Source organism: uncultured Marinobacter sp., assembly GCF_947259545.1.
Lineage (GTDB): Bacteria > Pseudomonadota > Gammaproteobacteria > Pseudomonadales > Oleiphilaceae > Marinobacter.
In genome coordinates this window covers 100196-122283 of the sequence record NZ_CAMYMK010000003.1, presented here as the reverse complement: position 1 = coordinate 122283, position 22088 = coordinate 100196, and the positions used below count along the sequence as shown (strand labels likewise).

The following is a 22088-nucleotide window of genomic DNA, read 5'->3' as shown; positions in this document are numbered from 1 at the left end:
TCTATAGCGGCCGAACCACCTCAGCCAACCGCCCGGAAGAAACCAGCTCCATAAACTCATCCCCCAACCGGTCACTCTCGGCAATCGCCTTACGCCAGGACCGCTCACGCCCGGCATCATCGCCAGCGTACTTCTCGAAATCCTTCCGGTCCGGCAACTTGCGATCCGGCAAAGCCTCCAGATACTCCCGTGAAGGCGCCACCAGCAACACATCCTGAAGACGGGTCGCATCACCACGACGCCAGGGCAGCGTCTTATCGAACCAGCCCGGCACCACCTTATCGGTGAAATGCGGGTACAGAATGATCCCCGGCTGCTCATAGGGCAGATCCAGGTGATAATCCAACAGACCGCCATCACGGTAGACACCCTCAGGCGCACCGGGAATATTGCGCACCCCGGACATCACCATCGGGATCGACGCTGACGCCAGCAGCGCCGGCAGCAAATTATCGCGGGTCAGCGCCACCTCATGGCTGGGAAAATCCACCAGCTTGGACACCGGTGCTTTCAGACGGGCATCGTGAATAATGCCCCGCTCCATAAAGCGCCCCAGATGACGGCGGCTGACCATATTCGCGCTGATGGCATTCATCAGCCCCAGACTGAGCCGCCCCCGGGTGTCATGCTCCAACAGACCGCGGCTTCGAACCACCACCACATTCAGGCGATAAAGCGGGTGATTCAGCAAATAATCCTCGTGACCGCCCAGCAGCTCTTCCAGAAACAGGATACTCTTACGACTCACCTCCGCCGAACTCACACCCTTGGCAAACCGCTGCGACGTGTAAAGGTCAGCCAGACGCGCCAACTGGGCCTTCGGATCATCCGTCGAGGCAACAGCCGCAAAGCGCCAGCTGCCAATCGAGGAACCGATCAACGATCGCTCCTGTGGAACGGAGGGCAACCAGTCACCGAATATGGCCTTGTCCAGCCCCGAAATACCAAGAGCCTTGGGCCCGCCGGCGGCACCGGGAATTACATGGACATCATCCGCTGACAGCGGTTTGGCTTGCAGCCGCTGGAGGGCACGGCGACCCGCCCGGATAGTCAGTGAGGGCGATCGGGTATGTATGGCTGTCATGATAATCCCCTTATGAAAACCCCCGGAGTTTAACGAACTGGCGTGTTCCCAACCAGAGAGCACCCAAAACCTACATTGAACTAAAACTGGATCACCTGACGACACACCGTGCTAGACTTCCTGAAGTCCCGTCATGGAAGCGGGTTCAAAAGTACAGGAACAGCAGGAGTGCGCTGTGAGTCCATCGCTCTCAACAGATAAGGTTGCCACCAATCCTACACTTGCGGTTCTGGGCTTCAAACGCCAGATTGTCTACCACCTTTACTTCTGGTCGTTTATTGCCGTCGCCCCATTGATCCTGGTGCAGTGGAGTCACGGTAATTATCTGCTATCGACGTTGCTGATCTTTTTCCGCACTAATGCCCTGCTGGTGATCGCGTTTCTCAGGTTCCGTGGCACCTATTTCCTCAAAGGGCGATTGTTTCCGTTGCTGGCGGTGATCTGTGCCGCCTACTCCACGAGCATTAACGGTTATGCCGGCCTGTACTGGGCGTACCCCGCCGCCACCGCTGTGTTTTTCCTGCTTCCGCTACGGGAAGCCACCATCAGCAACATCCTTTTTGTCACCGTGATGGCAATGGTGTCGTTTCTCCAGTTCCCGGAAGCGGACTTCTGGCGCATCACCTTTTCCCTCGGCCTGACCTGCGTCTTTGCGATGGTTTTTGCCTGGCTCGTCGGTCGGCTTCAAGACGAACTAACACGTCTGGCGACCACGGACCCCTTGACCGGCTGTCTCAACCGATCGCAACTGGCCGATATCCTCAACAGTCAGATCCAGATGCGTGAACGCTATGAGCGGGTATCCAGCCTGATCCTGCTGGATCTCGATTACTTCAAGACCATCAACGACCAGTGGGGGCACCTTGCTGGCGACAAGGTATTAACGGAGCTCACAATGAGAATTCGCCGACGGCTGCGAGAAAGCGACCAGCTTTTTCGTATAGGCGGAGAGGAATTTATGCTGGTGCTGCCGGAAACCCGTCAACGGGATGCCGAAACTCTTGCACAGGAACTGCTGATCTGCATCAGTGCCCGCCCTTTTCTGGATGATATCCGGGTCACAGCCAGTGCCAGTGCGGCGGAAGTTGTCCAGGGCGAAACCTGGTCGGTGTGGCTGAATCGCGCTGACCAATCACTGTATCAGGCCAAATCCCGGGGCCGGAACCAGGTGGTCAGCGCACCGAGAACTGCAGACACGTCAAGCCCAATGGATGATGGCGGCACAGATTTGATTGCCGACACCTGAGCCGCGGCCCGGGATTACAACTGTTTGCGGAATTCCCGATAAGCAGAAAAAACGTCCCACGGACTTTCAAAATGCGGGTAGTGACCCACATTCCGCAAACTGACGACATCGGCGTTGGGAACCAGTTCCCGGTAGCGCCTGGCCATGGAGGCTCCGGACACCGGGTCGGCCACACCGGACACCAGTCGCATGGGTTGCGTGGCATTCTGCAAGGCACCCACCCATCGATTACGGTGACAGCGCCGCTCTTCCATGAAATGAATCAGGCGATGAAGGATACCGCGGCCATTGTTGTAAGTGAGTAATTGCCAGAAATTGTCCAAATCCTCGCGATCCGGGGGATTGGCAGGCCCCAACAATCGGCGGAAATTCCGCTCAAAGGTCCGGCGATTCAGACCACGACTGATCAGCCCTCCCAGGGGACTGCACAGCAGCTTCTGGATCAGCAGCGGGTTGTGCACCTCTGGAAACAGGGCTCCGTTCAGGAAACAGACACTGGCGATACGAAACGGCAAGGTGCCTTCCTGGTCCCTGGCCAGCAACTCCTGGGTCACACTGCAGCCGTAGTCATGGGCAAACAGATGGACGGTCTTCAGGCCCAGGCCGGCAATCCAGCCTTCGAACAGGTCAGCCTGGTCTTCAATGCTGTAGTCGTATACCACCGGCTTGTCGGAAAAACCGAAGCCCAGCATATCCAGTACCAGCACGTTGTATTGCTGGGTCAGCATGGGCCACAGGCGGTTCCAGTCCCAGCTGGCGGTTGGAAATCCGTGCAGCAGAACCAGTGGCTCTCCCTGCCCTGCCATCCGGCTGAAAATGGCATGACCTTCATAACTGAACCATTTGCCGCCTTGTTGCCACCAATCCAGCGTTCCAACCTGTTGAGTACTCCGGGAAGCCATTGTGTGTCCGGCGATGACCTGTTCCATGCCCTGTTCCTGGAAAGAGTTTGCAGACTGGAACTGTAGAACAAACCAGTGGGTGCCGCCATAGCTGTGCACCGGATTTGCCGGAGTCATTCCGGCCACGTGTGGTCTTTTGTGGACCTGTCCACGTAAACCATGGAGATAACCGGCGATTTCCCTTAAGCTTCGCCCTGAATCAGACACTGAATACCGGAACCGATTATGAGCAACTCCCTGGAAGATTTGGCCGGCCATTACCGCGACATCATTAATGGTCTGGGGGAAGACACCTCCCGCGAGGGCCTGATGGACACGCCAATGCGTGCGGCCAAGGCCATGCAGTTCCTGACAAACGGCTATCAGCAGGACCTGGGTGAACTGGTCAATAACGCTGTCTTTGAGTCCTCCATGGACGAGATGGTGATGATTCAGGACATCGAGCTATACAGCATGTGCGAACACCATATGCTGCCGTTTATCGGCAAGTGCCATATTGCCTACATGCCGCAGGGCAAGGTTCTCGGGCTGTCCAAGTTTGCCCGTATTGTCGACATGTACGCGCGAAGGCTGCAGATCCAGGAAAACCTGACCCGGGAAATCGCCGAAGCCATTGAATCAGTCACCGGCGCCAAGGGTGTGGCCGTGGTGATCGAAGCCCAGCACATGTGCATGATGATGCGGGGTGTGGAGAAACAGAACTCCCGCATGAAAACCTCGGTGATGCTGGGCCAGTTCCGCAAATCCCAGGCGACCCGAACCGAATTCCTGCAGCTGCTCAGCCACCGGGACTGATTCCATGTCGACTGCTCCAGTGGCCGTGATCACCGGTGCCGGTCGGCGGCTCGGTTATGAATCGAGTCTGGCTCTGATTGAGCGGGGCTACCGTTTGTTCGCCCTGTACCGGACTCACACCGATGAGGTCGATCACCTCATCGGTCGGGGTGCGACGGCACTGCAGGTCGATCTGGCCGATCCGGACGCGGTGCAGGCCCGGATCGACGACATTATTCGCGACACCAGCAGCGTCAGCCTGTTGGTCAACAACGCCTCCACATTCGAAACCGACGCCCAGGATCCACGGCAACGCCCGGACCAGGCTGCCCGCCTGTTTCAGATCAACAGCACCGCTCCCATGCAGCTGATGCACGGCCTCGGCCCTGCCCTGGAGGCAGCGGCGCGGGTGTACGGGCGTCCGTCACTGATCGTCAACATTACCGACATCTTCACGGAACGCCCCAACCCGCTTTACGGAGCCTATTGTGCGTCCAAGGCAGCCCTGGCCAACCTGACCCTGAGCTATGCCGCGCTGCTGGCGCCCGATGTGCGGGTCAATGCCATTATGCCCGGCCCCATCGGATTCCTGCCGCGCCATACCGACAGCCAAAGACAGCAGGTATTGTCAGAGACCCTGCTGGCCCGCGAGGGAGGCTTTCACAGCGTGGTCATGCAGTTGCTGGCCCTGGTGGACAACGATTTCATCACCGGTGCGCAGATCCCGGTGGATGGTGGCCGACGCCTGGCCCAGGGTATGGCCCGCCACGGTCAGGGAAGCCCGGACTGAGTTTTCAGTCTGCCCATGAAAAAGCCGTTGATAGTAGGGTTCATCTATCCCTTCGCCCAGGAAACGACCGTTCTCACTGTACTCCAGGATGTCCACATCAATCGGTCGATCCTTAAGACTGCAGAGGGGATCCGAGCGGTCCCGTCCGAGAGATTCCTCCAACTGATTGAAATGGGCCTTGAGTCGCTCCGGAGACAGTGAACTGAACACCACCACCAGCGCATTGAGAAACGGACGGTCAGTCTCGATACCCTGGGGACGAGTGTGAATGATCGGCGACAGCCACAGGGACCCGTGCTTTTCCAGTAGTCGAGTGACAACCTTCACCAGGTTCTGTTCCGGTTCGATATTACTTCCCAGTCCACACAGGTACCACATGACAGTGTTATCTCAGTAGCTTGCGAATGTATGCACCCACTAATACGGTCACAAACAGCACACCGATCATGGATTCCAGTGTGACCAGCACCGACAGGAGTCCGGTGGCGGAGGGTTCGGGCTCACTCCACTGACCGTAGAAACTGCTGATAAAACTCTGCAGGCTGAGCATCACCGCTTCTCCGGTGCGGATTCCGACCGCCATGAACGCCGCCGCAAACAGGATTGAGATCATCAGCGCCGCCGCCAGAATATTCCGAAACCGGATGCCCCATCCAAACACTCCCCCAAGCAGGAAACGGCGCACCCTGCTGGTTTCCTTGTGATGCCGCATGTGGAAAAAGGCGTGGTCCTCCTCCCGCAGATGCCCGGTGGTGGACATCCAGTTCTTGAACCGGGTGTAGGCTTCCGCCAGATGACGACGGTCATCGCCGCTGGGGCGGGGCATCATGGCCCGCGCCAACAGACCGAAAGGCGGCGGCGTTGTCGAGCGTCGGGCCGGTTTGGCACCGTAGACCAGGGACACCGGATCAAACCACGCCTGCTCAGCGTGGAAGCGCATCATCTCCACCTTCGGTGTGCCTTCCTCAGGCGCTTCCAGCTCCAGCATCCACGCCTGACCCACGGATGAACCGTTCAGACACAAGCGGCCACGGAAGTGATGTCCGGTCATCCTCAGGTGACGCCCCACCAGGGTATCCTGGATGCTGATGCCCACTTCTTCGTCCGTCACGGTAACCCGATCCAGCCAGAGGTCAGCGGCCAGTTCACAGTTATCCACCAGGATGGATTCCGCTGTCAGCTCTCCCAACCGCAACTGGTTCAGATGACTGCGGCGAATCTCCAGACGGCCAGACACCGTATACCCGTCAACAAACAAACCGCCTTCAAAACCGTTTCTGCTCAGCTGTTCGGCGTGATAACTCTGGCGGCCAATATAGACCTGGCCCAGAGACGGCGAATCGTTCACCGGTGCCTCGTCCTGGACCGCCATCAGTTGCACAGGCGCCTGGAAACTGCCGTTCAGCGCCAGGCATCCGCTCAGGGTCATTTCGTTGAGCCAGAGCATGTCCTCGCTGCCACGGGTACCGAATTCCATCAGCACGGAGCAGGCCTGAATGCCACGGAACGAAATGCCACCGGCGCCGCTGAAGTCACAGCCAAACATCACAACGCTGCCATCCAGATGCGCGGATTTCAGGCTGAAATGATTGTTGAAGCGGCAGTTGAGGCACCAGAAACTGCCCCGGAATCGGGCCCCGAGCCAGCGGAAATCGCCCAATACCTCGCAATTGATCAGCACCACGGATCCGGCAAAAGCCAGGTCAGACCGTTCCGAGCCGTCAATCACCGCATTGGCGATCACCACCACACCATCTGCGGGATCAATGGCCGCCAGGAACTCCGCCTCGGCCATATGACGTGGCTCATCCGGCGACAGCGTCAACCCGTGGCTGATCACCGCTACCTCTCGAGCCTCGTCATTATCCAGCACCTCGCGCACCACCAGGGTCTTACTGTCCCGGCGATCACGGCCAAGCCGAACCCGGACCTCCTGACCCGCGGTCACCGCCGGATAGCCCGCCTGCTGGAAAGGCCGCCAGTGGCTGTAGGCCAGTCTCTGATCCTCGGTCACCAGCACCAGAAAACGACCGGCTTCGAGATCGGAATGGATCACCCGGGCAAACACGGTTTCCTCGGTCAAAGGGCAAACTCCTGTCCCTGACGGGCAAACCCGGCAAACTCCTGCTCCACTTCCGCCCGATGTTGCTCGAACGTGTCTTCATAGCTCATCAGGTACATTCGCTCACGCTGGGTGTCCGGATAGTTTTCACGAAGCTCGCGAACCGAAGCATGGACCGGGTTCCAGTCCGACAGGGTGGCGTCATGCAGAATCGTCTGCGGATTGAATTGCGCCACCAGTTCAGGGATCGGGCGGGTATCACCACTGAACAGCAGGTGATCGTTGAGCATCAGGCCGTAGGACGGTTTTTCCGGCGTATGCCGGTTCTGGAACGGCTGCAAGCGGACGCCTTCAAACTCGAAGGGCCGGTCGTCCAGCAGCACCACATCAAAGAAGTCCGTCAGCTCCGCCGGCCCTTCGCCCACTTGCCCCATCACTCCCTTGAGGGTGTGTTCCCACAATTCTTCGTAAACTCCGGGGGGTAAATACAGCACAGGCTTGAAGCCATAACGGAATCGGCACTCGTACCCCAGCCGCTCCAGACCAAAACAGTGATCCGCATGGGCGTGGGTGATAAAAATGGCGTCCACATCGGCCAGAGTCAGGCCGCGGTCCCGTAATGCAAATTTGATGGTGTAGCCGGCGTCAATCAGCAACCGCCTGTCACCGGCCTCTACCATGGCGTTGTTATTCCAGTGGTCAATCGCTTCGGAGTGGCCCACTCCCAGCATGGTCAAGACTGCCATACTCTGGTCCTTTTCAGTTTAGAGGCGGCTCACCCCGGTGAGCACCTTGAACAGCGATCCTATTACATGCAAGCCTTGACGATCAAAGACCTATAGTATCATCTCCAGACACCGGCAAGCCGGGGTACAGTCGGCAACTCACACCGCGAAAAGGGCTTATACAACCATGCCAACGCAGACACCGGAAGCGATCCGCGCCATTTTAACCAGTATTCGCACCATTGCCCTTGTGGGCGCCAGCGACAAAACCCACCGCCCCAGTCACGAGGTGATGGCCTTTATGCAGGGCCGGGGTTACCGCGTCATCCCGGTCAACCCGAAGCTGGCTGGCCAGCAGCTCCTCGGGGAAACGGTTTACGCGGATCTCGACGCCTTGCCTGAACCGGTAGACATGGTGGAACTGTTTCTGGCACCGGAACGCACCGGACCGGTGATCAACGCCGCGATAAAGCTCAACATCCCTGTGGTTTGGATGCAGGTTGGCGTGATTAATGAAGAAGGTGCGAAGAAAGCGGAGGCCGCCGGCCTGACTGTGGTGATGGATCGCTGCCCCAAACAGGAAATTCCGCGTCTTGGCGTACCACCGGTAACCGGCGCCTCCCTGTCGTGACCCACGACCTGTTCGAACCCCCAGCCTTCTGCCATACTCGGATTAAACAATCCTGAAACTGGCAACGCCATGTGGTTCAGACGCAAAACCAACAGGGCACAGACGACACCCCGACCGATCGCCAACAAGGTGGCGGCGCCATCGGGGCGGTCAGCTACCTCCCTGCGTCGCGTCAAGCTGCCCGTCGATCTGCTCGAAATCGGCATGAAGGTCGTGAAACTGGACCGACCGTGGACGGAGGTCCCCGTTCTGTTCCAGGGATTTATCCTTACCGATCCAGGCCAGGCCCAGGTTCTGAGGCACTACTGTGAATGGGTTATGGTGGAAGATGAAGAGGTGCGCCTGGCTCCTGTCATCGACAAGCTCGCGCGGCAGCGAAAACGCACGACAGCGCCCATGGCAGAAACCCGTTCGCTGCTGGAAGAAATTCCCAGGGCCAAGGCAACGTGGCACAAAACCCGCACGTTTATCGAGCGGGTAATCCGTGATATTGAACAGGGCAACAACAACCTGCATTTTCAACATGCCCGCCCCATCATTCGACATTGTGTGGACAGCATCAAGGCCAACGCCAGTGCCATGTTCTGGATGAGCCGAATCAAGTCCCGGAACGCCTACACCGCCGAGCATTGTCTGAGGGTGGCCGTCTTCACCGTTGCTTTTGCCCGTTTTCTGGGCATGCCTGATGAGGATCTGGAGATTGCAGGACTGTGTGGCCTGCTCCACGACATCGGCAAACTCAAGGTACCGGCATCAATACTCAACAAACCAGGTGCCCTCAGCCCCAACGAATTCAGTGTTATGCAGAAACACACGACCCTGGGCTATGACCTGCTGAAGCAGGACCCGGATGTGGATACCATCATCAGTGACGTCAGCGTTCACCACCATGAGCGCATTGACGGGCTTGGCTACCCCCATCAACTGGAAGAACCACAGATCAGTCGCTTTGCGCGGCTGGTTTCCATCGTCGACGCATTCGATGCCATTACCAGCGACCGATGTTATCGCGATGGCCTGCCAACCTCCGATGCCATGCGCATCCTGTACAGCAACCGGGGGCAGCAATTCGACACGGAGATGGTCGAGGCCTTTATTCGAATGATCGGTATTTATCCGCCGGGAAGTTTGGTAGAACTGTCGTCGGGGGAAGTCGCGCTGATTGTCGCCACTCATCCCGGCAAGAAACTGAAACCCCGAATCGAGGTACTGCTGGATACTGACAAGAATCCGGTCACGCCCAGGGTTCTGGATCTGTCGCAGCGTCCGGACGACACACAATCTGTTATTTTACGCCCCCTGCCCGACGGTGCTTTCGGCATCTCGTTACAGGGACGCATACAACAATTAGTGGCCGGTGACCGCCCGTAACCCCCATAATTGAGCACAACCTGCCGATAGATACTGTTGTTGGTGCACCAGACCGGAGTGATGTGTGGAAAAACGAGAATCAGAGACAAACAAAGTCGTCAAAGGACTTCTGCACCCTGTTTTTCCAGTACTGATTCTTGTCCTCTTTCTCGGAATCGCTTCCGTTCTGAAATTCGGCATCGACAGGCAGGACCGGCACCAGCTTGAGAACAATCTGGCCAATGAGGCCCAGGCCGTGGCCGTTAACCTGGAGCGGGAATTCCTGGCTCATGTGCAGGCCATTCGCCGCATGGCAAAACGCCTTGAAGCCAACCCGGACATGACGGAAGAGCTTTGGAGCCAGGACGCCAGAAACTACCTGGACGACTTCGGCGTTTACCAGGCCCTTGAGTGGATTGACCCTCAGTTCGTGATTCGCTGGCTGGAGCCCGTATCAGGCAACGAAGAGGTTATTGGTTACAACGTGGCATTTTCCCCGGAGCGCCGCAAAGCGCTGGAGGCCGCGCAAGCCAACGGCACCATCGATGTTTCCGGTGTGGTCGATCTTCGACAGGGCGGCACGGGCCTGGTTATCTATGTGCCGGTCCACTCTGGTGATGAAAACAAAGGGTTCATTGCCGGTGTCTTCCTGATGGAAACCCTGGCCCGCCAGTTACTGACCAGCAGGGTTCTGGACGATTTCCATATCAGTATTTTTGAAGGCGGCGCCCTTGCCTATGAGCTCAACGCCGGCAGGGAATTCGCTACTGACTACTCCCACACTGTCGAGGTCGACCTGCCGACAGTGGACTGGTCGCTGAGCATTACTCCGTCGACCACCTGGGTCAACGACCGGAAAAGCATCTGGCCCTGGGTCACGTTTATCTCCATTCTGTTCATGGGGATTATGATCAGCCTGACCACCCTGCTGGTTCAGATCGTACTCAAACGCAATCGCGCGCTGCTGAAGACCCGCAAAGAGCTGGAACTGGAAATAGACCAGCGCAAGGCAGTGCAGCAGGATCTGGTCCGGCTGGAATCCACTGACGCCCTGACTGGTCTCGCGAACCGCCGGTTCTTCATGGAAGACCTTACCCATACCCTCAGTATCGCCGACCGCCAGATGCGGCAGGTGGCCCTGGTGATGATGGATCTCGACCGCTTCCAGGTACTTAACGACACCCTTGGCCATCAGTTCGGGGACGAGCTGCTGATCAAGGTTTCAGAGCGCCTGAACAGCCTGAGCAACGAGAAGATCCTGGTGGCGTACTCCGGCGGAGATGAGTTCATGATCTGCCAGCAGCATGTCGACAGTCTGGACGACGTCATTTATCTGTTGGGTCAGATCAAGCAATGTTTCGCAGAGCCTTTCGAGGTGCAGAACCAGGCCCACGGCATCACCGCCACCATGGGCATTGCCCTCTACCCGCAGAGCGGCCTGGATACCGACACCCTGCTCCGTAACGCGGATATTGCCCTGTATCGCGCCAAGGACCAGGGACGCAATACCTACCAGTTCTACACCGAGGGCATGCAGGAGCGGGAAGTCATGCGCCTGGAGCTGGACAAGGACCTTAGCCAGGCCCTTGCCAACAACGAATTCGTACTTCACTTCCAGCCGCAGGTCGACCTGGAAAGCGCCGAGATCCATAGCGCGGAGGCGCTGATACGATGGCAACACCCGCAACGGGGATTACTGCCACCCATCGATTTTATTCCGTTGGCGGAAGAAAGTGGCCGCATCACCGAGATCGGGCGCTGGGTTGTGATGGCTGCCTGCGAGCAACTTGCCCGCTGGCGTGGCACCGCTTTCGAACAGCTGCGCATTGCCGTCAACCTCTCGGGGCGTGAGCTGGATGATGAGGGTCTGGTGGACCATATTCAGGAAGCACTGGAAGCCCACAATGTGCCACCGGGACAATTGGAAGTGGAGCTGACCGAGGAAATTTTTATCCAGAACATCGAACACAACCTCAACCAGTTGTCCCGGTTACACAAACTTGGTGTGCACCTTGCCATTGATGACTTCGGGGTTGGCTATTCATCACTGGGCTATTTGCGGGACTTCCCCGTAGATCTGCTTAAGATTGACCGTTCGTTCATTACCGAGGTCACCGAGCGACACGACGATGCAGTGATCACCCGGGCGGTGATCAATCTGGCCCACAATCTCGGTATCCGTGTTGTGGCGGAAGGGGTTGAGACCATGGAGCAGCTGGCGTTCCTCAAGGATCATCATTGCGACCTGGCCCAAGGCTACCTGATCAGCCGGCCCGTTCCCGCGGCCTCTCTGGAAAAAGCCCTGCGCGAAGGTACCATGGTTACCGATATTCCGGCGGATTCCCGCATCTGACCAGCTACCTTTAACCATCGACTTCGGACAATTCCCAGCAAGGTAAGACTCCATGACAAGCCGCTACCTGACGCCTGAACAAGACCGGAAAATCCGCCAGTGGGAACGCTGGAATCGGAATTATTTTGTTTTTGCCTTCGTGGCCCTGACGATCATTCTGGTGTTCAGCAGCCAGTTGGGCCTGTCCAGCGATGAAAGCTGGGGCCCGCTCGGAGTTCTGATCGCGGTGCTGATCACGCCAATTATTGTACTTCAGCTGCGGTTGGCGTGTCCGGCCTGTGGTCGCAAGATTGGCTGGCAGGCAAAGCTGATGGCGCCGGACCAGTGCAAGGCCTGCGGTACGTTCCTTCGCGCCAAGAGCCAGTAATCCTCTCCTCTTAAAAAACCTTTGACCTGTGAGTTACTCACAGGTTTTAGGCTATCCTCAAGTTATTGGAGTTTGCCGTGTCAAGGCAGTAACGACTTCCGAAAACCGCTGTGAATACGTCCCTGTACGCTTGCTCTCCGCCATCCATGGCTACGAGCATTTTCGAAAGTCGTTACTGCCTTGACACTCCGCTTACTTCAGTCGTGGATTTCTTTGACCATTATTCACTTCGGGGTGGGAAACAGGCTATGAAAGTCAAAGACATTGCAGAAGCCGCCGGCGTGAATCCGGATACCGTGCGGTTCTATACCCGGGAAAATCTGTTGAAGCCGACCCGCAATCCGGACAACAACTATCAGCAGTTCAATGCCGAGGATCTTCGGCGGCTGCGGTTTGCCCGCAAGGCCCGTCAGCTGGGCTTTTCGCTGCCGGAGATCCGGCAGATTCTGGAGCAGGCGGATGATCATCATTCGCCCTGTCCGATGGTACGGGATGTCTTTCAGCAGCGGCTGGCGGAGGTGGAACGGGAAATTCGTGAGCTGCAGGAGCTGCGCCAGCGGATGACGGCGGCTATGGCGGCCTGGCAGAACATGCCGGATGGTTCGCCCGATGGACACACCATTTGCCGGTTGATCGAACACTGGGAAGACCCTGCGCCCTCTGCCGGGGCAGCCAACGAGGTTGAGGAGTAACCGCCCATGACAGACGCACCAGTACTACAGACCACACTCAGTATTTCCGGGGCCTCGTGCCAGGGCTGTGTAAAGAAGATCCGAGCTGCTCTGGAACCGCTGACCGGCGATTCAGACCTGGTGGAAGTGGATCTCGAACAGCAGACCGTGGCCCTGCCAGAGGGCGTGGATGCCGCTGAAGCGGCGCGGATTGTGACCGAGACGGGTTATCCGGCGGAGCCATTCGAAGATACTCCGGAGCCCGCCAGTTGCTGTGCCGCCAAAGCTGAACATAGCAAAAACGACGATGATCACTCGGATCATCCCTTCGACGATGCGGCCGAGACGGTCTCTGATAGCGCTCAGGCTGAGCCTTCCGCTGCTGGAAATGGGCAGGTTCATCTGTCGGTAACCGGTGCTACCTGCGCCTCCTGCGTGAATACTATTGAGAAGGCGCTGATGTCGGTGGGTGGTATCAGCCATGCCCATATGAATCTGGCGGACAACACCGCGACGGCCACGGGTGACGCAGACCCCCAGGCGCTGGTGAAGGCCGTGGAAAGCGCCGGCTATGGCGCCCGTGTGATTGAAGATGAGGACGAGGCGGACGATCGGAAGCAGGAAGCAGACCGAAAGCAGTACAAAACCCTGCTGATCAAGATGGCGATCAGCCTGAGTCTGGGCCTGGGCCTGATGGTCTGGGGCATGGGCTTTGGCACCATGATGGTGACCGATGCCAATCAGGGCATCTGGCTCGGGCTGGGGGTGCTGACTCTGGTGGTCATGGCCGCCACCGGCGGGCACTTCTATACCGGGGCCTGGAAGGCGTTTCGGCATCATAACGCCAACATGGATACGCTGATTGCCCTGGGCACCGGCACCGCCTGGCTCTACTCGATTGTGGTAGCCAGTATACCCGGCGCCCTGCCGGAGATGGCGCGGCATGTGTACTTTGAAGCCTCAGCGATGATCATCGGCCTGATCAATCTGGGCCAGGCGCTGGAGTTGAGGGCCAAGGGTAAGACGTCGGAAGCGGTGCGCCGCTTACTGGATCTGCGGGCGAAAACCGCCCGGGTGATTCGTGATGGCGAAGAGCGGGATATTCCCGTCGAGGAGGTCCGCAAGGGCGATCACATCCGGGTCCGGCCCGGGGAGAAACTGCCGGTGGACGGGGTGATTGCCGAAGGCTCGACCCGCATTGATGAGAGCATGCTGACCGGTGAGCCCATGCCGGTAAGCAAATCAGAGGGCGACGAGGTCTCCGCCGGCACACTGAACACCCACGGTTCAATCATTTACGAAGCCACCCGGGTCGGCAGCGAAACCGCGCTGGCCCAGATCATCAAGCTGGTAAAAAAAGCCCAGGGTTCCAAACCCGCCATTGGCCGACTGGCTGACAAGATCTCATCGGTGTTCGTGCCCACGGTCATGCTGATTGCCGTGGTGGCGGCACTGGTCTGGTACAACGTCGGGCCGGAACCTGCGGTGGTCCACATGATGGTAGCGGCTACCACAGTGCTAATTATCGCCTGCCCCTGTGCTCTGGGTCTGGCCACACCCATGTCGGTGATGGTCGGGGTTGGCAAAGCCGCAGAATACGGGGCATTGATCCGTCAGGGTGACGCCCTGCAGACCGCCGGCAAGCTGGATCTGGTGATTCTGGACAAGACCGGCACCATTACCGAAGGTCATCCGGCGGTGACCCGGGTGCATGCCAGCGATGGTGATGAACAGCGCCTGTTGGCTCTGGCGGCCGGGCTGGAACAGCACTCGGAACACCCGCTCGCGGAAGCGATTCTGGCGAAGGCGAAGGAGGAAGGCGTCGAGGCTGAAAAAGTGTCCGGCTTTGAAGCACTGAACGGCAAAGGCGTCAAAGGCGAGTTCAATGGCAACCCCCTGCGCCTGGGCAACCGGCGCTGGCTGGAAAATGAAGGCCTGGCTCTGGATGAGCTGACCGCTGCCGCCGGTTCCATTGCCGAAGAGGCGGGCACCCCGCTGTTCCTGGCATTGGGCGACGAGGTCCTCGGTGTCATTGGTGTTGCCGACGCCATCAAACCGGATTCTCAGGCCGCGATACAGCGCCTGCACGATGCCGGCATCCGGGTGATGATGGTCACCGGCGATGTCGACGCCACCGCCAGAGCCATCGCTAACAAGGCTGGGATCGACGATTACCGGGCGGAGGTATTGCCGGAAGACAAGGCCGAGGTGGTGAGTGAAATGCGGGGCAAGGGCTATACCGTCGCCATGGTCGGCGACGGCATCAACGATGCGCCGGCCCTGGCGGCCGCTGATGTTGGCTTCGCCATTGGTACCGGCACGGACGTGGCCATCGAAAGTGCAGGCATTACGCTGATGCGCGGCTCCCTGCACGGCGTGCCCGATGCCATCGAGATCTCCCGCGCAACAGTGAAAAACATTCACCAGAACCTGTTTGGGGCGTTTGTATACAACACAATGGGTATTCCGGTGGCCGCCGGCCTGCTTTACCCTGTCTGGGGAATACTGATGAGCCCGATCCTCGCCGGCGCCGCCATGTCCCTGTCATCGGTCACTGTGGTCTCCAACGCCAACCGCCTGCGGTTGTTCCGGAGCAGTCACAAAAACATCGACAATCAGCAAGAGGAGCGGAACTGATGGGCACACTTCTGGTCAATTCCGGAGGACTGTTACTGATGGCTGCCATCGTCTGGTGGTTCTGGCTGTCGCCATCATCCACCGGCGCCTCTAACAACGATCACAGCCATCATCACTGAGGAAAAAGACATGACCCTGCGCAAAAAAGCTTTCGGCCTTGCTGCGGCCTTCGGCCTCAGCACCATGATCAGCACCCCGTTGCTGGCAGAAGGCGACGCTGAAAACATCCACGTCTACAAATCCCCTTCCTGCGGCTGCTGCAGCGACTGGGTCGATCACCTGGAAGAAAACGGCTTTGACGTCGACGTTACAGAGACCACCGACCTCAACCAAATCAAAATCGACGCCGGCCTGACCCCGGCGCTGGCCAGTTGCCACACGGCTTTCGTGGGTGACTACGTCATCGAAGGTCATGTGCCCGCCAGCGATATCCAGCGCCTCATCACGGAAGCGCCGCAAGCCACAGGGCTAAGCGTGCCCGGCATGCCCCTTGGCTCACCGGGTATGGAAGTGGGCGACCGGAAAGACCACTACAAGGTCATCCTGTTCAACGAAACCGGTCAGACTCGGGTATTTTCGCAATATAATTAACTGAAACCCCGGGCCGGGACCTATAGGCCCCGGCCCCGTATCAGGATCAGTAGAGGTAAGGAGCCAACGCAAGCTCCAGCCTCGCCTGGGCAGAGTACAGATCAGCGACCGGAATCACTGGCTGCTCCGGTGGGACCGCTGTCGGCCAGGCCTTCTGCAATTCATCCAGGGCTTTGCCTACGTCACGCCAGGCTTCCTTATTCTGTTTCTTCAGAACAGCCTTATGGCGATCCAGATAATCACGGGCTGAAAGCACGAAGCCACGGCCGTCCTGGTATTCGTGAACCGCTACAAACTGCTCACCGTCGAGTGCCTCGTCATACTCCAGCACCGCCTGCTTGGTGAGCGACAACGCAACCTTTGAGACGGTTGCAGCGCTCGGCTCACCACCACCGACTGAGTTCAATGCTTCCTCGGCCGCGACCCAGGCCGCCTGAAACTCCTGGTTGATGTCGCCCCAGTTCTCAACCTGCCCCGCTTTTTCCGCCAGGGTCTGCAGGCGACCGCCCAGCTCTTTCTGGCCGCGGTGTTTCAGTCCCGCTTCGGCCATGGGGTAAACCTCAATCCAGGGATGGGTCAGATGCGGCCGGCCCTCGGCGACCTCGCCTGACTTGATCAACTCCCGCGCCGCCATCAGATGCCCCTGCATCATCTTAAGCATCGCGACATAGGCGCCGTCGGACTCAACCGCTGACACGGAACCACCCGCTTCGCCGCCTTCGCCGCCTTCTCCGCCTTCTCCGCCTTCACCACCTTCGCCGCCAGCAGCGAAGTAACTAAAAGCGGCGCCAGCCTCTCCTCCATGCTGCTCACCGCCTTCGCCGCCATGGTGTTCACCACCTTCACCACCGTGCTGTTCGCCGCCTTCACCACCGTGATTTTCTCCGCCTTCGCCTCCGTGGTGCTCACCGCCCTCTCCACCGTGGCGTTCTCCACCTTCACCACCATGGTGTTCTCCTCCCTCTCCGCCATGGGAGCCGGACGTCATCATGTCGTCGTGATGGCCGCTTTTATGATCATCGGCCACGGCGCCGGAACTGGCCAGCAACGTTGCCATACCGATACCAGTCCACAGCTTCAGTTTCTGATTGTTCATCGAGCTCTCCTTAAACAACAAAAGACCACCGGCTGGAACACATCCATGCCGGGAAGATTGATGGTTATTCCATGGTGATGCATGATGTTCCAATTAAGACTGTAATTGCAAATTAGTCGTATTACCGATTGGAGACACCATGATTCTTTGCATTGGTGAGGTATTGAACCGAAACCAGCTGGAGCGCGTCCGCTCCGCACTGGATAGCGGCCAGTTTGAGGACGGGCGCAGCACTGCAGGCTGGCATGCCCGCCTGGTAAAGAACAATGAACAGATGCAGGTCACTGACAAAGCCGGCCAATCGATTCGCACCGAGGTGGAAAATGCCCTGACCGGGCATCCCGTCTTCCAGATGGCGGTGAGACCCGCGAAGATGACCTCCATCCTGTTCAGTCGCTATCGGGATGGCATGACCTACGGTAACCATGTCGACGATCCGGTGATGGGCCGTGGGCCAGGACGGCTACGGACCGATATCTCCTTTACCCTGTTTCTGGACGATCCCGACAGCTACGATGGCGGCGAACTGGTGACCGACACCACTGCCGGCGAACAGTCCTACAAACTGCCCGCGGGCTCAGTAGTGATTTACCCTTCCTCGACCCTGCATCGGGTTGAGCCGGTAACCCGAGGTCAGCGCCGCGTCGCCATTGGCTGGATTCAGAGCACCATTCGGGATCCTGCCCAGAGGGAAGTGCTGTTTGACCTTGATACCGCCCGGCGCCAGCTTTTCGAGCGCGAGGGCAAGTCCACAGAATTCGACCTGCTCACCAAGTCACTTGCCAACCTTCAGCGATTCTGGGCAGAGATCTAGTATCGGAAGTCTGCTATCTGACGCGTGGACCGAGAACCGTTATACTCCGCCCCATCATTCATTTTTACCAGCCAGGTCCCGTTCATGCTCAATGCCGACGCTCTCAGCCAGTTGCGCCAGCTGAAAACTGACATCGAAGAAAACAAGGTGGTCTTCCCCGGCACCGTCAAAGCCACTAACGGTCGTTTCGGGTTCGTCGCGCTTGACGAGGGCCGGGATGTCTTCCTGCCACCGGAGGAAATGCAGAAGGTGCTGCCCGGTGACCGCGTCAATATCACCGAACAGGAAGGGGACAAGGGCAAACTCCAGGGTGTGGTGGATGAGTTGCTGGAAAGCAACCTGACCACGTTCGTCGGGCGCTATCTGATCAAGGGCAAAGGGCACTTTGTGGTGCCGGAAACCCCGGGCATCAACCGCTGGATTTTCATTCCACCGAAAGAGCGGATGAATGCCGAGCAGGATGACTTCATCTACTGCCGCATCCACAAACACCCGTTCAAGGATGGCAAGGGTCAGGCCAAAATCCTGAAGGTCCTTGGCAAGGCCGGGGAACCGGGCATTGAACGGTCCTTTACCCTGGCCACTTTTGACCTGCTGGACACCTGGCCGGAAGCGGTAAAAAAACAGGCTGACGCCCTGGACGAAGGCACCGTGGAAGCTCAGTCCGGTGATCGTGAGGATCGCACCTCACAGCCGTATGTCACCATTGACAGCCCGGGTACCCAGGATATGGATGACTCGCTGCTGGCCGAGCCCAATGCCACCGGCTGGAAACTGTCCATCGCCATTGCCGATCCCACCGCGGTGATCGAACCGGGCAGTGCTGCCGAAGCCGAAGCGTTCAACCGGGCCACGGCGATCTATTTCCCCGGTGAGCCCCTGCCGATGTTGCCGGACAGCCTCAGCACCCGGCTGTGTTCACTGATGCCCGACGTCAAGCGCCTGGCGCTGGTCTGCGACCTGCAGGTTAACAACGATGGCAGCCTGGGCGACTACAGTTTCCACAAGGCGGTGATCCAGTCCAAGGGCAAGCTCAGCTACGAGCTGGTATCCAACCTGATCGAAGGCCGCGAGGACGACGACATCAAAGCTCTGCCCGACGCGGTTGCCAACAGCCTCGATCAGCTACACCAGACTGCTACCGCCCTGCGCAAATGGCGCGGCGAGCACGCGCTGCTGAGTGCGGACCGCCCCGAATTCCGCCTGCGCCTGGACGAGAACAAACGGGTACGACTGATCGAACCCTCGGTACAGAACGAAGCCCATCGGCTGGTGGAAGAATGCATGGTGGCCGCCAACCGCTGTGCCGCGGATTTCCTCAGCCAGCAGTCCAGGGGCCTGTTTATCCAGCACCCCGGCCTGCGTGGCGACCGAGCAGACAATATCCGGTCCCTGCTCGAAAGCTATGCTCCGGAGCTGGCCAGTGTCGATGCGGCCTCCGCCGAGGGCTTCCGTGATCTGATGAAACGCTCGGAACAACTGGACGCCGAGGTCCCGGTCAAGGCCATCATCTCTCGCCAGCTGGCACGGGCGGAACTGGCGTTCGAAGCAGCGGCTCACCAGGGCATGGGGCTGCCGGCTTACACCACGTTCACCTCACCCCTTCGTAAGTACAGCGACTTCCATGTGCATCGACTGATCAAGTCGATTCTGTGGCAGGAGCCCATGAGTGACCTGACCGAAGAACAATTGGCGGAGCTGCAGGCCACCCAGATCCGGGCACGTCAGGCCGCGAACAGTCTGGAAAGCTGGCTCAAGAGCGATTTCGCCAAGACGCTCGGGGCTGACCCCATGCCCGGCGTCATCAGCCGCACCGTGCCCGCCGGATTCTTTGTCCGCCTGGACGCCAACGGCCTGGAAGGCTTTGTCAGCTGCCGCACGCTTGAAGGCAAGTTCAGCTTTGATCCGGTCACCCTGCGCCTTATCCACAACAAGAACGGCCGCATTTTCCAGCTGGAGCAGCCGGTCACCGTGACTTTCGCGGACGTGGACGAGGAACGAAAGCAGATCAATTTCAGGCTGGTGGACGCCGAAGAAATCATCAAGCCAGACGAACCACAGAAGGGTTGAAAAACCAAAGGCACAGGCGCACCGTATTAACTAGGCAATACCTTAAAAAGGAGGTGCGCCATGCCCATCAGTCCTGACGAGTTCCTCAAGAAATACGGTTTCGACACGGACGAAGAGGAGCGGGACCACAGCTTGCGCCATAACGCTATGGAGCACGCAAAACACCTGAAGCGCCCCCACGCTGGCACGCCCCACGACTGGGAAGAGTGGGAGCGTTACAAACAGGAGCACCCCGACGAGGTCGAAGAAGACGATCAGGACTGATCACTTCGGCCCCACCTATCCCATTTCCTCGCGACAAACATCAGCCACACCCAGATTTTACAAAGCTTGACACTTAAGCACACACTTTTCCCTTTTCGCCAATTCAGAAAACTCCATCAAATTCAGAAAGTAAACCTCCTGCCCTCTAAGGCCAAGCCGGTCATATACCCTATTTAGGGGATTCGGTAACCGCTATTCATACGTATCTGTAATGCCACAAGAGAACCTCGTCATGAAATTTGACGCGCTCGGAATAAACAGCAGCACAGCGGACGGAACGATGACCAAGAAGAATTCACTACTCGGTATTTTCATACTTTCAACCACTCTCACTGGCTGTCTGGCGACTAATCCGGCTTATTTGGGCGGGACCATGGCAACCGTCAGTCAGGCGGAACTGCAGTCGTCACCTCAGTTCACCGATGAGGAACTGCAGCAACGACACAGCGAACTGCGCACCAGCTTTCAGCAGTTCCGGGCGTCTCCGGACAGTTACTTTGATACTACTGGCGCCATTGATTGCGAACTGAGCACCGCCGGGCAATGGATGGTGACACATGGTAAATCCGAGGCCGAAATCAAAGCCATACAGGCCCGCCACGGCGTCCAGTTTGAGATGGAACAAGACACCCGTATTGAGTCTGTAAAACTTCTCGAGGGCGAGTGCGTCAATGGCATGCCTGAGGGACCGTTCGTTGGCGTTGGCAGTTACACCCAGACCGTCACCACCGATGCCAGCAGTTCGACAAGCAAAGCAAAGGTGCGTACTGAAGCCACTGCCAACAGCGGAGAACTTGAGGGTGAAGCGCGTTTCCTGACTCGCCAGAATTCGGCCAATTCCTATAACGGTCAGACGGTGAACATCCAGACCCTGACAGCAACCTCCGGCGTCTTTAAGGAAGGCGTCGAATCCGATACCCACCTTATCCTGACCGCCAACCCGGCAGCCAACACCACGACGACCCTGGTTCGCAGGAACCAGCAAACCGCCATGGGACCGCAAGCCCGGGTCGACAGCTACATGGGCAGCCGGCTCACAAGCTCAACAAGCATGCTAAATGATGTCACTCACGGCTGGATGACCAACTACCTGCTCCCCGAGGGCCAACGCAGAACCTGTTTCCAGTATGGCGAAATGGTGGATGACGGCGCCTGCTCCGGCATGACCATGCCCGCTATCGCCGCTAAACCAATGCCCGATGACCTGCTGACCAAAATGGTGCGCCGCGACAATCAGGGTGAATATATGAGCCCGTACACCTCCGATGGGGTTCTGGCTGAATGGGTGAATATCGGCACCAACGCCAGCATGGGCAGTACCGTTGGCTCCGGTGTTGGTGCGGCTGCCGGCAGCATGGTCGCTAATCAGGTACTGGACTCGGTCCCGTTTGCCGGGCTGATAGGCGGCATGATCGGCTCCCAGATGGGTAAGGACGCCGGTCGCGAAGCTGCCATTTCCGCTTCCGGCGGCTGGGAAACCATCCGCGAGTCTTCTGACATGAGTTTTGACTCCCTGCGGGACATGGCCGTGTACCTGACGCAGAAATACGGTCGGGAGCCGACTTATGGCGACGCCATGCAAGTGACCCTGCAGGTATACCCGGAACTCGAGGGCGCCCTGGCAACTGCCTACTGATTAACACCGGCGGAGCTCCTGCTCC

The 22088-nt window shown here is 58.3% G+C and carries 19 protein-coding genes and 1 pseudogene; 14 read left to right on the top strand and 6 right to left on the bottom strand.

Annotated features, from left to right (window positions below; genetic code table 11):
• Position 1: 1 nt before the first annotated feature.
• Positions 2-1084, bottom strand: coding sequence for a patatin-like phospholipase family protein (locus Q0Y21_RS06365; protein WP_297792731.1), 1083 nt, complete (start codon positions 1082-1084; stop codon positions 2-4).
• A 175-nt stretch (positions 1085-1259) separates the two neighbouring features.
• Here Q0Y21_RS06365 and Q0Y21_RS06360 point away from each other — a divergent pair, with 175 nt between their 5' ends.
• Entirely contained in the window at positions 1260-2330 is a 1071-nt protein-coding gene (locus tag Q0Y21_RS06360; RefSeq protein ID WP_297792728.1) for a GGDEF domain-containing protein, read from the top strand.
• 14 nt (positions 2331-2344) lie between these two features.
• Here the strand turns inward: Q0Y21_RS06360 and Q0Y21_RS06355 are convergent, their stop codons facing one another.
• Entirely contained in the window at positions 2345-3232 is an 888-nt protein-coding gene (locus Q0Y21_RS06355; RefSeq protein ID WP_297792933.1) for an alpha/beta hydrolase, read from the bottom strand.
• 225 nt (positions 3233-3457) lie between these two features.
• On the opposite strand from Q0Y21_RS06355, the gene folE reads away from it, so the two are divergent.
• Both folE and Q0Y21_RS06345 read left to right on the top strand, forming a co-directional pair.
• Positions 3458-4027, top strand: coding sequence for a GTP cyclohydrolase I FolE (gene folE, locus Q0Y21_RS06350; protein ID WP_297792726.1), 570 nt, complete (start codon positions 3458-3460; stop codon positions 4025-4027).
• A 4-nt stretch (positions 4028-4031) separates the two neighbouring features.
• Positions 4032-4796 (top strand): SDR family NAD(P)-dependent oxidoreductase, encoded by a 765-nt coding sequence (locus Q0Y21_RS06345; RefSeq protein ID WP_297792724.1) that lies wholly within the window; start codon positions 4032-4034, stop codon positions 4794-4796.
• A gap of 84 nt (positions 4797-4880) precedes the next feature.
• On the opposite strand, the pseudogene folK reads toward Q0Y21_RS06345, so the two are convergent.
• The 3 genes and pseudogenes from folK to Q0Y21_RS06335 all read right to left on the bottom strand — a co-directional run.
• A pseudogene (gene folK / locus Q0Y21_RS18455) lies at positions 4881-5174 on the bottom strand (2-amino-4-hydroxy-6-hydroxymethyldihydropteridine diphosphokinase); the annotation flags it as partial.
• A 7-nt stretch (positions 5175-5181) separates the two neighbouring features.
• Positions 5182-6879 carry a hypothetical protein gene (locus tag Q0Y21_RS06340; protein ID WP_297792721.1) on the bottom strand — a complete coding sequence of 566 codons (1698 nt, stop codon included), beginning with the start codon at positions 6877-6879 and terminating at the stop codon, positions 5182-5184.
• Complete coding sequence (locus Q0Y21_RS06335; protein ID WP_297792718.1) at positions 6876-7604, bottom strand: MBL fold metallo-hydrolase; 729 nt, start codon at positions 7602-7604, stop codon at positions 6876-6878. Before Q0Y21_RS06335 ends, Q0Y21_RS06340 begins: the two co-directional genes overlap by 4 nt.
• A gap of 166 nt (positions 7605-7770) precedes the next feature.
• On the opposite strand from Q0Y21_RS06335, the gene Q0Y21_RS06330 reads away from it, so the two are divergent.
• The 7 genes from Q0Y21_RS06330 to Q0Y21_RS06300 all read left to right on the top strand — a co-directional run bounded on the left by Q0Y21_RS06330 (position 7771) and on the right by Q0Y21_RS06300 (position 16183).
• A complete protein-coding gene (locus Q0Y21_RS06330; protein ID WP_297792716.1) occupies positions 7771-8214 on the top strand; it encodes a CoA-binding protein in 444 nt (147 codons plus the stop codon).
• A 69-nt stretch (positions 8215-8283) separates the two neighbouring features.
• On the top strand, positions 8284-9585 hold the full coding sequence (locus Q0Y21_RS06325) for an HD-GYP domain-containing protein (protein WP_297792712.1): 1302 nt from the start codon (positions 8284-8286) through the stop codon (positions 9583-9585).
• A 64-nt stretch (positions 9586-9649) separates the two neighbouring features.
• Positions 9650-11917 carry an EAL domain-containing protein gene (locus Q0Y21_RS06320; RefSeq protein WP_297792709.1) on the top strand — a complete coding sequence of 756 codons (2268 nt, stop codon included), beginning with the start codon at positions 9650-9652 and terminating at the stop codon, positions 11915-11917.
• A gap of 52 nt (positions 11918-11969) precedes the next feature.
• On the top strand, positions 11970-12284 hold the full coding sequence (locus Q0Y21_RS06315) for a hypothetical protein (protein WP_297792707.1): 315 nt from the start codon (positions 11970-11972) through the stop codon (positions 12282-12284).
• Positions 12285-12532: 248 nt separating this feature from the next.
• Positions 12533-12976: a MerR family DNA-binding protein gene (locus tag Q0Y21_RS06310; RefSeq protein WP_297792704.1), complete on the top strand. Its 444-nt coding sequence runs from the start codon at positions 12533-12535 to the stop codon at positions 12974-12976.
• 6 nt (positions 12977-12982) lie between these two features.
• Positions 12983-15592 carry a heavy metal translocating P-type ATPase gene (locus Q0Y21_RS06305; RefSeq protein WP_297792701.1) on the top strand — a complete coding sequence of 870 codons (2610 nt, stop codon included), beginning with the start codon at positions 12983-12985 and terminating at the stop codon, positions 15590-15592.
• Positions 15593-15775: 183 nt separating this feature from the next.
• The gene (locus tag Q0Y21_RS06300) at positions 15776-16183 is read left to right on the top strand and encodes a DUF411 domain-containing protein (protein WP_297792930.1); all 408 of its coding nucleotides are present in this window, start codon (positions 15776-15778) and stop codon (positions 16181-16183) included.
• 46 nt (positions 16184-16229) lie between these two features.
• Here Q0Y21_RS06300 and Q0Y21_RS06295 read toward each other — a convergent pair whose 3' ends face one another.
• Positions 16230-17279, bottom strand: a complete 1050-nt coding sequence (locus tag Q0Y21_RS06295; protein ID WP_297792698.1) for a hypothetical protein — start codon at positions 17277-17279, stop codon at positions 16230-16232.
• A 139-nt stretch (positions 17280-17418) separates the two neighbouring features.
• Between Q0Y21_RS06295 and Q0Y21_RS06290 the strand changes: the two genes are divergently transcribed.
• The 4 genes from Q0Y21_RS06290 to Q0Y21_RS06275 all read left to right on the top strand — a co-directional run bounded on the left by Q0Y21_RS06290 (position 17419) and on the right by Q0Y21_RS06275 (position 22063).
• Positions 17419-18093, top strand: a complete 675-nt coding sequence (locus Q0Y21_RS06290) for a Fe2+-dependent dioxygenase (protein WP_297792695.1) — start codon at positions 17419-17421, stop codon at positions 18091-18093.
• An 84-nt stretch (positions 18094-18177) separates the two neighbouring features.
• Entirely contained in the window at positions 18178-20163 is a 1986-nt protein-coding gene (locus Q0Y21_RS06285) for a VacB/RNase II family 3'-5' exoribonuclease (protein ID WP_297792692.1), read from the top strand.
• 60 nt (positions 20164-20223) lie between these two features.
• The gene (locus Q0Y21_RS06280) at positions 20224-20427 is read left to right on the top strand and encodes a hypothetical protein (protein ID WP_297792689.1); all 204 of its coding nucleotides are present in this window, start codon (positions 20224-20226) and stop codon (positions 20425-20427) included.
• Between the two features lie 280 nt (positions 20428-20707).
• Positions 20708-22063, top strand: a complete 1356-nt coding sequence (locus Q0Y21_RS06275) for a hypothetical protein (protein WP_297792686.1) — start codon at positions 20708-20710, stop codon at positions 22061-22063.
• Positions 22064-22088 lie beyond the last annotated feature (25 nt).

Bases quoted from the DNA above. Each gene is read 5' to 3' on its own strand.
- Q0Y21_RS06365 (WP_297792731.1), bottom strand. From the start codon at position 1,084: ATGACAGCCATACATACCCGATCGCCCTCACTGACTATCCGGGCGGGT.
- Q0Y21_RS06355 (WP_297792933.1), bottom strand. From the start codon at position 3,232: ATGGCTTCCCGGAGTACTCAACAGGTTGGAACGCTGGATTGGTGGCAA.
- folE (WP_297792726.1), top strand. From the start codon at position 3,458: ATGAGCAACTCCCTGGAAGATTTGGCCGGCCATTACCGCGACATCATT.
- Q0Y21_RS06345 (WP_297792724.1), top strand. From the start codon at position 4,032: ATGTCGACTGCTCCAGTGGCCGTGATCACCGGTGCCGGTCGGCGGCTC.
- Q0Y21_RS06335 (WP_297792718.1), bottom strand. From the start codon at position 7,604: ATGGCAGTCTTGACCATGCTGGGAGTGGGCCACTCCGAAGCGATTGAC.
- Q0Y21_RS06330 (WP_297792716.1), top strand. From the start codon at position 7,771: ATGCCAACGCAGACACCGGAAGCGATCCGCGCCATTTTAACCAGTATT.
- Q0Y21_RS06325 (WP_297792712.1), top strand. From the start codon at position 8,284: ATGTGGTTCAGACGCAAAACCAACAGGGCACAGACGACACCCCGACCG.
- Q0Y21_RS06315 (WP_297792707.1), top strand. From the start codon at position 11,970: ATGACAAGCCGCTACCTGACGCCTGAACAAGACCGGAAAATCCGCCAG.
- Q0Y21_RS06310 (WP_297792704.1), top strand. From the start codon at position 12,533: ATGAAAGTCAAAGACATTGCAGAAGCCGCCGGCGTGAATCCGGATACC.
- Q0Y21_RS06305 (WP_297792701.1), top strand. From the start codon at position 12,983: ATGACAGACGCACCAGTACTACAGACCACACTCAGTATTTCCGGGGCC.
- Q0Y21_RS06300 (WP_297792930.1), top strand. From the start codon at position 15,776: ATGATCAGCACCCCGTTGCTGGCAGAAGGCGACGCTGAAAACATCCAC.
- Q0Y21_RS06295 (WP_297792698.1), bottom strand. From the start codon at position 17,279: ATGAACAATCAGAAACTGAAGCTGTGGACTGGTATCGGTATGGCAACG.
- Q0Y21_RS06290 (WP_297792695.1), top strand. From the start codon at position 17,419: ATGATTCTTTGCATTGGTGAGGTATTGAACCGAAACCAGCTGGAGCGC.
- Q0Y21_RS06285 (WP_297792692.1), top strand. From the start codon at position 18,178: ATGCTCAATGCCGACGCTCTCAGCCAGTTGCGCCAGCTGAAAACTGAC.
- Q0Y21_RS06280 (WP_297792689.1), top strand. From the start codon at position 20,224: ATGCCCATCAGTCCTGACGAGTTCCTCAAGAAATACGGTTTCGACACG.
- Q0Y21_RS06275 (WP_297792686.1), top strand. From the start codon at position 20,708: ATGACCAAGAAGAATTCACTACTCGGTATTTTCATACTTTCAACCACT.